This window comes from Bradyrhizobium sp. GW821-FHT12B03, from assembly GCF_058807535.1.
Map to the genome: position 1 here is coordinate 129,718 of NZ_JBXAQU010000024.1, position 8,405 is coordinate 138,122.

Below are 8,405 nucleotides of genomic sequence, written 5' to 3' on the forward strand. Positions count from 1 at the left end.
GCGCCTCAGGCCTCCCCCATCACCGGCCGCGTCAGCGCGCTTCGTGCAAACTTCTTCAGCGGCATCGGCTTGCCGAACAGAAAGCCCTGCACGAGGTCGAAGCCGAGCTCGTTCGCGGCGACGAGGTCGGCGCGGCTCTCGACGCCTTCGGCAATGGCGCGCGCGCCGTAGCCCTGCGCCAGCTCGACGATGTGGCGGCACACCGTCCGCTTGAGGCGGTCATTGCCGCTGCCGGTGACGAAGTGACGGTCGGCCTTCAGCTTGATGAAGGGAATCCTGTCCAGATCCATCAGCGACGGCCAGTTGGCGCCGAGATTGTCGATCGACAGGCCGATATTGTGCAGCCGCACTTCGCGCGCGACCTCGGCGAGGAGATCGAGGTCGCGGATCGCCTCCTCGCTGTCGATCTCGATCGTCAGTCCGCCGAAGGCCGGATGCGTCGGCACGCGGCGGCAGAGATCGCGCACCGACTGCGGCTCCTTCAGATACGCGGCCGGCAGGTTGATCGAGAGATCGACCGGACCCTGCTGCTCCAGCAGATAGTGCCAGTCCTGCACGGCGCGTTCGATCACGAACTCCGAGAGGTCGCGCAGATGCGGATCGTGCGCCTCGGGAATGAAATAAGCCGGTGGCACCACGCCCCAGTTCGGATGCCGCATCCGAACCACTGCTTCCGCGCCGCTGCGGATCAGCGTCTTCGCGTCGATCTTGGGCTGGTACCAGAGCTCGAGCCAGCCGGCATGAAGGGCCTCGCCGACATGCACGGCGGGGCTCGGCGCCGGCTCCTCCGGCAGCAGCATCGCGACGCGCTCGCGCAGCGTCTCGGCGGCAAACGGCGTGGTCAGCGGCGGCAGCATCGCAAGGCCATATTCCTCGCCGACCTGCTGCACGGCCCTGACGATGATCGACTCGCGGGCGCCGACGGCGAGAACCTTGCCGTCGAAGGCCTCGCGCACCAGCGTCTCCAGGAATGTCCCGGGCTCGATGCCGTCGGCGGCGATGCCGAGCAGGATCAGGTCCGGCAATTCGCTCGTCAGCACGGCTTGCAGCTCGTCCGCGCTGGCACATTCGCTGGTGACGAAGCCGAGATCCTCCAGCACCTCGGCGAGAAAGGCGCGCAGGTGGCGCTTGCCGTCAGCGACGCAGGCGCGCGGCGTTACCTTTCGCCGTCCGAAGGTCCTGGGCCTTCGTCCGGCGAGTTCGATAATTTCATCGTTCATCGCAAACCACTCCGTTCCGCGACCGGTGTTAGCGACGGGAGCAGTTTCAAATATGGAGGGCTTCAGTCGATCGTTGAATTATCTGGGTAACGTTAAAGCCCTCATCACTTCTAAAATTGTCCGGATCTGAGTGAAGAAGTCTTTAGGTTTGCGCGGGGGTTGCGCGCGGGCGTGCGGCAATCGCGAGGGATTTTCGCGATGCCGGTCTTTCGTCGAGCGCGCGCAGTGTCCTGCAATTGGACGAAGCCGTTCGCGCTTCGCCCAATTGAATAACGGCAGCCTCAATTGGCTGTGGCCTTCTCGTGTTGGGCCATGCCGACCGCCTTGTAGTCGTAGGTCGGATAGAACTCGGTGCGGTAGGGGCCCCACGCGGTGTTCTCGATGACGCGATTGACCTCGCGCAGCCGCGAGGCCGGCAGACGCAGCGTGATCACCTGGCCGATGCCCATCATCACGTACCAGCTGACCACCTCGACGCCGGGCGGCGGGAAGGATTTGTAGTAGCCCTGCTTCTCGAGCTGCGCATTCAGCTCGTTCAACGGGCGGGACTGGTCGTGCTTGAAGAAGACGGTGAGCAGCACTGCGTTGTCGGCGGTCGGAGCGGCGTCGCTTTGCGGCGGGGACGTCTGTGCCATCGTCGTCGATGTGAGCGCCAGCGCGCCCGCAAGCAAAACGGCCACCGTCAATGTCCGTCGGTTCGATCTCATCGCGGATTCCTTCCCAATGCTCATGCAGTGCATTGGAGAATAGGAGCGACAGCTACGGCCGCAGAACTCATTTTCGCGCGATGCGCGCATGTTCCGCTTCCGCTCGTGACGGTTCTGCGACAATGCGCGCGGGCGTGGCGGCGCGACTGTGAAGCACATCACATGTGCATTGCTGCAGCTGCGCTATTGCTGCCGATGGCCGGTGGTGGGCTGTCGAGGGTTACAGCTATGTCGATGCGGCGAATGATGTTTTGGTGGTTCAGATTCGTGCTGTCAGGGCGATTTCTCGATCGCTTCCTGTGCCTGCCGCGCGCGCATTGATGGCGCGCCGGATGTCAGGTCTGCCCGATCAGTTTGCGAAATGCCGCCGCGCCGTCCTGCACGGCGTCGCGTCCCTTCCAGGCCAGATAAGAGAGCTTGCCGCCGAGCGTGTCGTGGCTGCGTAGCCGGCGCGAGCCGAGAATGTGTCCGACATTATCCGGGAAGCGGCTCACCTCGGCGGCCACCAGCGCCGCGATCGCGTCCATCAATTGCTGGAGGCGGAGGCCCCAATCGCAGTGTTCGATGCCGTCGATGCGCACCTTGAGCGCATATTCGGTGTCGTAGATTTCGGCGAGCAGGTCGCGAGCGATCAGCACCCGGTTGTGGCGGAGCGCGATCCTGAGAGCGAGGCGCTTGTCGTCGAGCCGGTCGAGCACCATGGGAACGACGCAGGCATAGGGCGTGGCGGCGACATCAGCCGCGCTCTTGCTGGCGGCGGCCTTGGTGGCAAGGCGCACCAATTGCCAGGACGTCTTCAGCCGCCGCGCCACCAGTGCCAGCGCGAAGGGCAGCGCTTCGGGATGGGCCTTCCTGAAGGCATCGAGCTGCGCGGTGATCTGGGCAACCTGGCCGTCGTCGAATTTCGCGATCTTCTCGGGCAGCTTTTCGTTGAACTTCGGCAGCGCGGCGCCGGCGCGCAGCACATGCTGCATCTTCTTCACGTCGTCGAAGGCGCTGCGCGACGCCGTGTATTGCGCCAGCTTGGCGCGGGCGAACTCGGTGCTCTCCGCCGATGCGAGGGTGTTCTCGAGGACCTTGATGACCTTGGTCTGGAAGGCCGATGCGATCTTCAGCACTTCCTTCGGGTTGTTGGCGGCGACCTGGTCGTTGATCGCCTTGACGTAGTCGCGCGCCATGGTCGGCAGCAGGTCGCGGCAGATCCACTCCCAGATCGGGGTGAGCGTGTTGCGCGAAATCCGTCCCGCATTGGCGTGCTCGGGCGCGCCGTCGATCAGGAGCAGCTCGATCGGTGCGAAGAAGTAGCGCGAGGGGCTGGTGGCGCGCGCCTGGCTCGATCCGTCCTTGCGAAACTCGGCGCGCAAGCGGGCCTGGACGTCGACCGAGCCCGGCATGTCGATACCGCACAGCTCGAGCCGCTCGAGCTCGCTGAGCAGACAGCTGCGCGACAGCGGCGTCAGCCTCTGCAAGAATTCCGACAGCCGATCGATCTCGTTCATGGCACGCAATCTTCCGCAACGATTCCAGCAGGCCGACCGGCCCAATGCATGGAGGCATTTGCGCGCTCTCAATCGTGACCTAGAGAAGCAAGTCGCCGTTAATTTATCCGTAAAATCCGGGGGCCGCGGACGTCCGTCTGGGAGACGGCGATTAACGAGATTTCGGCCGGTTTGCCCAGGATCTGGGCGAAATTCTCAACCCTTGCATGGTCGAGATCAGCTTCGCGCAAGCATAAATTGTGCCGATGTCGATGTTTTAGCGCAAAACCGCCAAAATCACCGTAGTCTTACGGAGCAGAAAGTTAACCACAGATCGGCCCCGGTTCCGCTAAACAAGTCACATGGGGTCACAGAACGATACGGCGACCGATTCGCGGCCGTCGGAATGGTACGAAAGCAGCACCGCTCCAGCTGAAGAGCTCGATTTCGTCCGTCTGAACGCCGCCCGCGCCAAGGCCGCCGACGAAATGGCCGCCGCCATCGCCCGCGAGCTCAACGGCCCCCTGACCGCGCTCCTGCTCTATATGGGCGAGATCAAGCATCACAGCGATCAGCTGGCGCCGGCCGCCGGCGACCGCGCCTATTTGCAGCGGGTGGTGGAGAATGCGCTGACGCAGACCGAGCGCGTTTGCGGCCTGGTCAAGCAGCTTGCCGGTCCCCACAAGATTGGTGCGCCGATCCCGTCCCGGATCGAGGATGTTGAAGCGAAGGCCGCCCGCGCGCCGCAGCCGCAGCCGCAGCGCGTGCCGAGCGCCGAACTCCTGGGCCTGTCGGGCCAGAAGCGGCTCACCAAGCGCGAACGCGAGGTGCTCCGGCTGATCAGCGAGGGCTATTCGAACAAGCAGGGTGCGCTTCGGATGCAGATCAGTCCGCGCACGTTCGAGAGCCACCGCGCCGAGGCGATGCGCAAGCTCGGTGCGCGCAACACCGCGGACCTCGTCCGCGCGGCGCTGCTGCATTCGATCGATTGAGGGGCTTGTGTCGCCGCCAGGCGGTGCGGGGCTGGAGAAGCCCGATCGCGCTCAGAAATAGTCTTCGGAGAAGGGACGCGCGCGCGATGAGGGACGCAGCGGCTTGATCTCTTCCTTCGGCGCGTTCGGGATGATCGTGATGGTCCAGCGGGGAGGCGTGCTCGATTCCTGCTCCAGCACCGAGCGCACGAAGCCGGTCACCGTCGACTCGCCAGCCTTCACCGTCGCCATTCGGCCGTTGAACTGCGCGATGCGGAAGCGACGGACCTCCTTCTGGTCCACAGTCTCGTAAGTGAACATGGAAACCCTCCTGGTTTCCCGCGACTATCGCCACCTATGATTAGCCATCTGTGAAAATCCCAAACCGTAGAAGTACGGCGGGTTTGTCGCGGCTTTTGCTACCGCCGGATGCATCCGGGCCGGCGGCAGGCGCGGCAACGTAAAAGCTGTTGACGGCTAGGCCTGCGGCTCCTGCGCGCGGGCGGCGGCGTAGGCGGCATCCATCCGCGCCAGGAGATCGCGGAATTCGATGTCGCCGAGCGTCTCGGCGGTCTTCTCCAGCCGCAGCGCCAGCGCCGCCAGCCTGACATAGCCGAACGTCCCGGCCGCGCTCTTCAGCGAATGCGCTTCGCGCGCAATCCTGGCGGAGTGCTGCGCCAGCGAGAGCGTGCGAAACAGTTGCAGGCGTGCGGAGGTCTCGCTCCAGAACACGGCGCGCACTTCACCGGCGCCGTCCTCGCCGATCTCGCGCACCAGCGCCGCGTAGGCGCCCGGCTCGCGCGCAGGCTCGGCATCGCGCGGTCCCTGTGCAGGCGCAACTGTCGCTTCAAACATGGCTTTGCCTGCCCCGGTCACGGTTCGTTGTCGCGCGGCGCATCCGGCGCGAGGTGGATCCGTGTCTACGGCATTTGAATTTCAGTTCCGGTAGCGGGACAGCAGGTGTTTGCGGGCCGGCGTTAGCTGCGGGTTTACCAACGCGGCAGCGCCGGTCAGCGCGGCCCGAGCAGCCGGTCGTACTGGGCCTTCACGGTGGCGTAGCATTCGCACGAGGTCTGGCGCAGTCCGTCCAGGTTCAGGATCTGGATGTGCCCGCGGCTGTAGTGGATGAAGTTGGCCTGCTGCAAGGTGTTGGCGACCAGCGACACGCTGTTGCGCCGCGCCCCGATCATCTGCGCCATGGCCTCCTGGGTCAGCAGCAGCCGGTAGTCGCCCGACAAATCGTGGGTGTGCAACAGGCAGCGCGACAGCCGCGATTCCACCGGATGGGCGGCGTTGCAGCCAGCGGTCTGCTGGACCTGCGCGTAGACCGCCAGCCCGTGGCGCGTCAGCAATGTCCGCAGGGTTCCGCTCTGGTCGGCCGCGCTGCGGAGCCGATCGAGGTCCATCACCGACGCGACGCCGGGAACCAGCACGACCGCGGTGTTCAGCGCGCATGCATCGCCCATGGTCGAGAGCGCGCCGAGCAGGCTGTCGCGGCCGATCATGGCGACCTGCACATGCTCGCCCTTGGCGAGCTTCACCACCAGCGAGATGACGCCGCGGTGGGGAAAGAAGGCGCGCTTGAGCGTCTCGCCGGTCTCGACCAGCACGGCCTCGTGCGGCAGCTCGACCGTGCGCAGATACGGGCGGATCAACTCATAATCGTCCGCCGACAGCGCGGACAGGAAACCGTTGGACGGTCGCACCATCGTTTCCAAGACTGCCTCCCGTCCCGCCAGGCAGGGACTTGCAAAACCGGATTTGCTGATCCCGGTACGGGTAAGTTCCATCATGTTCCCGTCGGGATATATTGGCAATTGAGACAAGATGTCCGGGGGTGGGGACGGTTATCCCCTGCGACGTTGTGTGCACCTTGGCATGCAGATCGATTGCTTCGAGCTCTTGTCACCGCCGCGCGCCGAGCAGGCGCGAGTGGGCGGCCTTGACCGCCGAGTGGCAGTCGCAGGACGTCGTCTCCAGCGCGGGCAGGTCGATGATTTCGATCTGCCCGCGGGTATAGCGGATGATGCCGACCCGCTGCAGCGCATGCGCGACGAGGGAAATGGCGTTGCGCCGCACGCCGATCATCTGGGCCAGCGCCTCCTGCGTCAGCGGGAGGATCGCGCTGTCGGACAGGTCGCGGGCCCGCAGGAGCCAGCGCGCCAGCCGTGCCTCGACCGGGTGCAGCGTATTGCAGAGCAACGATTGCTGCGCATGTGCGAGCAGGACCTGCTCATGCCGAACCATCAGACTTCGAAACCGGACGCTTGCGGCCGCGACCGTCCGAAAAGCCGCGATTTCAAGCATGGAAGCCGTGCCCGGGAAGAGCACGACCGCGTCCGCGGGCGCGATGCCGTCGGCCAGTGCCGCGCCGCCGCCCACGACGCTGTCGCGCCCCAGCATCGCAACCTCGATCATTTGTCCTTCGGACAAGCCCAGTGTGATCGAAACGGATCCGCCGTGCGGGAAGTAGACATATCTCAGCGCGGCGCCCGCCTCAGCCAAGACAGATTCCCTGACCATTTCGACGGTCGCGAGATGGGGGCGAAGCAGGTTGAAATCTGCTGCGTCGAGCATTTGCAGCAACTGATTGGGCGGGTGGCCGCTCGCGGTCATGCAGGATCAATTCCGACGCGTTCGATCTACGATCGCCGTCGAACCCATTTCGTCATTCAGTTGTACGGCGATAAAATAATATTGTACAGGTTGTGGCGCTGTCCATATACCCGTTAGGGGGCAGACAGGCTGTCGCATTTGCGGCGGAAATGAGAACTGCGCGCTGATTCGCTTGTGGAGCTTCGCGCCAGTCCTGCCAGGGTGCGCAGGAAAAAGCGGCAAGGGGGCCTCATGAGCCGAAAGCGTAGCGTCCACGCTGCAATCGGACGCCGGTCAACCCATGCAGCCTCGTTTATTGAACGAGTGATCGCCGCAACCGAACATCGCTCCGAATCATGGTGCCGCACGGCCGCAGATTTCGCGTCCGTCGTCGCCGTCCTCTCGGCCCCGCCAATGATATTTGCGATCGTCAATTCTTCGATTCAAACCAGAGGAGAAAGGCGTGCCCCACGGTTCAATTATTGAATCGCCGAAACGGGAAGCTCAAACGGGGACAGAATGTCTGCGCCATATTCTCGTTGTCGACGACGACCCCATGGTGTGCATGGCCATCGAGGTCTATCTCCAGCGAAACCGTTTTCGCGTGACGATCGCCGAAGGGGGTGAAGCAGGACTGCGCGCTCTCGAACACGAACAGTTCGATCTGATGATCATCGACATCTTCATGCCGCACATGCGCGGCTTCGAATCGATCAGGATCTTCCACGAGCGGGCGCCCGCCGTTCCGCTGATCGCGATGTCCGGTTACGCCTTCGCAAATCTGAATTCGCCCGCTCCCGATTTCCTCCGGATGGCGCTCGAGCTCGGCGCGGCGCGCTGTCTGCGCAAGCCGTTCACGCCGCACGCGCTGCTCGCCGCCATCAACGATTGCCTTGCGGAGCACCGTCCCGACGACATTGCCTCGGCGCGCCTGGGTTAGCGCGGCGCCGGCCGTAGTAGCAGCGTGGTAAGCGTTCGTTTACCACGAAGGTGGGCCTTGCGGATTGCGGCAGGGCACGACGCGGCGGTCGCAAGAGCGCCCCCGATGGGGACGGATTGGCCGAGATTTCACGCGGGCCACGCATATCGCCCTTGACGAGCGTCGCTTTTTTGCGCGCCTCGGCTCGCCGTTATCGCCGCGTTTACCTAACGCGTCTGTCCGTCGCGGCGCGGCACCGCTCTTGCCGAAAAGCGTTGCCCGATGCGGCCGAACCGCAAACTTGTCTTCAATATCCGTATTAGCACGGAGGATGAAATTAACGGGACCGTGAAAGGGGTTGTCTAACGATCCAGGCGCGGGCTTCCGTCGATGCCAAGCGTGGCTCAGGCGTCGAAGTCCAGCTCAGTAAGGCGTAGCTCATGGATGATCTGTTGCGGGAGTTCTTGACGGAGACCAGCGAGAGCCTGGACACCGTCGACAATCAGCTGGTGAAG

The 8,405-nt window shown here is 64.1% G+C and carries 9 protein-coding genes; 2 read left to right on the forward strand and 7 right to left on the reverse strand.

Annotated elements, in window-relative coordinates:
• Positions 1-5: 5 nt before the first annotated feature.
• The 3 genes from AC1RUR_RS33750 to AC1RUR_RS33760 all read right to left on the reverse strand — a co-directional run bounded on the left by AC1RUR_RS33750 (position 6) and on the right by AC1RUR_RS33760 (position 3,426).
• Positions 6-1,220 carry an EAL domain-containing protein gene (locus AC1RUR_RS33750; protein ID WP_492852129.1) on the reverse strand — a complete coding sequence of 405 codons (1,215 nt, stop codon included), beginning with the start codon at positions 1,218-1,220 and terminating at the stop codon, positions 6-8.
• A 281-nt stretch (positions 1,221-1,501) separates the two neighbouring features.
• Positions 1,502-1,927 carry a hypothetical protein gene (locus tag AC1RUR_RS33755; protein ID WP_492852131.1) on the reverse strand — a complete coding sequence of 142 codons (426 nt, stop codon included), beginning with the start codon at positions 1,925-1,927 and terminating at the stop codon, positions 1,502-1,504.
• A gap of 335 nt (positions 1,928-2,262) precedes the next feature.
• Positions 2,263-3,426, reverse strand: coding sequence for a hypothetical protein (locus tag AC1RUR_RS33760; protein ID WP_492852133.1), 1,164 nt, complete (start codon positions 3,424-3,426; stop codon positions 2,263-2,265).
• A gap of 341 nt (positions 3,427-3,767) precedes the next feature.
• On the opposite strand from AC1RUR_RS33760, the gene AC1RUR_RS33765 reads away from it, so the two are divergent.
• Positions 3,768-4,397: a LuxR C-terminal-related transcriptional regulator gene (locus tag AC1RUR_RS33765; protein WP_492852135.1), complete on the forward strand. Its 630-nt coding sequence runs from the start codon at positions 3,768-3,770 to the stop codon at positions 4,395-4,397.
• Positions 4,398-4,448: 51 nt separating this feature from the next.
• Here AC1RUR_RS33765 and AC1RUR_RS33770 read toward each other — a convergent pair whose 3' ends face one another.
• The 4 genes from AC1RUR_RS33770 to AC1RUR_RS33785 all read right to left on the reverse strand — a co-directional run bounded on the left by AC1RUR_RS33770 (position 4,449) and on the right by AC1RUR_RS33785 (position 6,992).
• Positions 4,449-4,697 carry a hypothetical protein gene (locus tag AC1RUR_RS33770; protein WP_492852137.1) on the reverse strand — a complete coding sequence of 83 codons (249 nt, stop codon included), beginning with the start codon at positions 4,695-4,697 and terminating at the stop codon, positions 4,449-4,451.
• Positions 4,698-4,853: 156 nt separating this feature from the next.
• Positions 4,854-5,231 (reverse strand): Hpt domain-containing protein, encoded by a 378-nt coding sequence (locus tag AC1RUR_RS33775; protein WP_492852139.1) that lies wholly within the window; start codon positions 5,229-5,231, stop codon positions 4,854-4,856.
• Positions 5,232-5,386: 155 nt separating this feature from the next.
• Positions 5,387-6,085 carry a Crp/Fnr family transcriptional regulator gene (locus AC1RUR_RS33780; RefSeq protein ID WP_492852155.1) on the reverse strand — a complete coding sequence of 233 codons (699 nt, stop codon included), beginning with the start codon at positions 6,083-6,085 and terminating at the stop codon, positions 5,387-5,389.
• A 196-nt stretch (positions 6,086-6,281) separates the two neighbouring features.
• Positions 6,282-6,992 (reverse strand): Crp/Fnr family transcriptional regulator, encoded by a 711-nt coding sequence (locus AC1RUR_RS33785; protein WP_492852141.1) that lies wholly within the window; start codon positions 6,990-6,992, stop codon positions 6,282-6,284.
• Between the two features lie 442 nt (positions 6,993-7,434).
• Here AC1RUR_RS33785 and AC1RUR_RS33790 point away from each other — a divergent pair, with 442 nt between their 5' ends.
• Positions 7,435-7,911, forward strand: a complete 477-nt coding sequence (locus AC1RUR_RS33790) for a response regulator (protein ID WP_492852143.1) — start codon at positions 7,435-7,437, stop codon at positions 7,909-7,911.
• Positions 7,912-8,405: the final 494 nt, after the last annotated feature.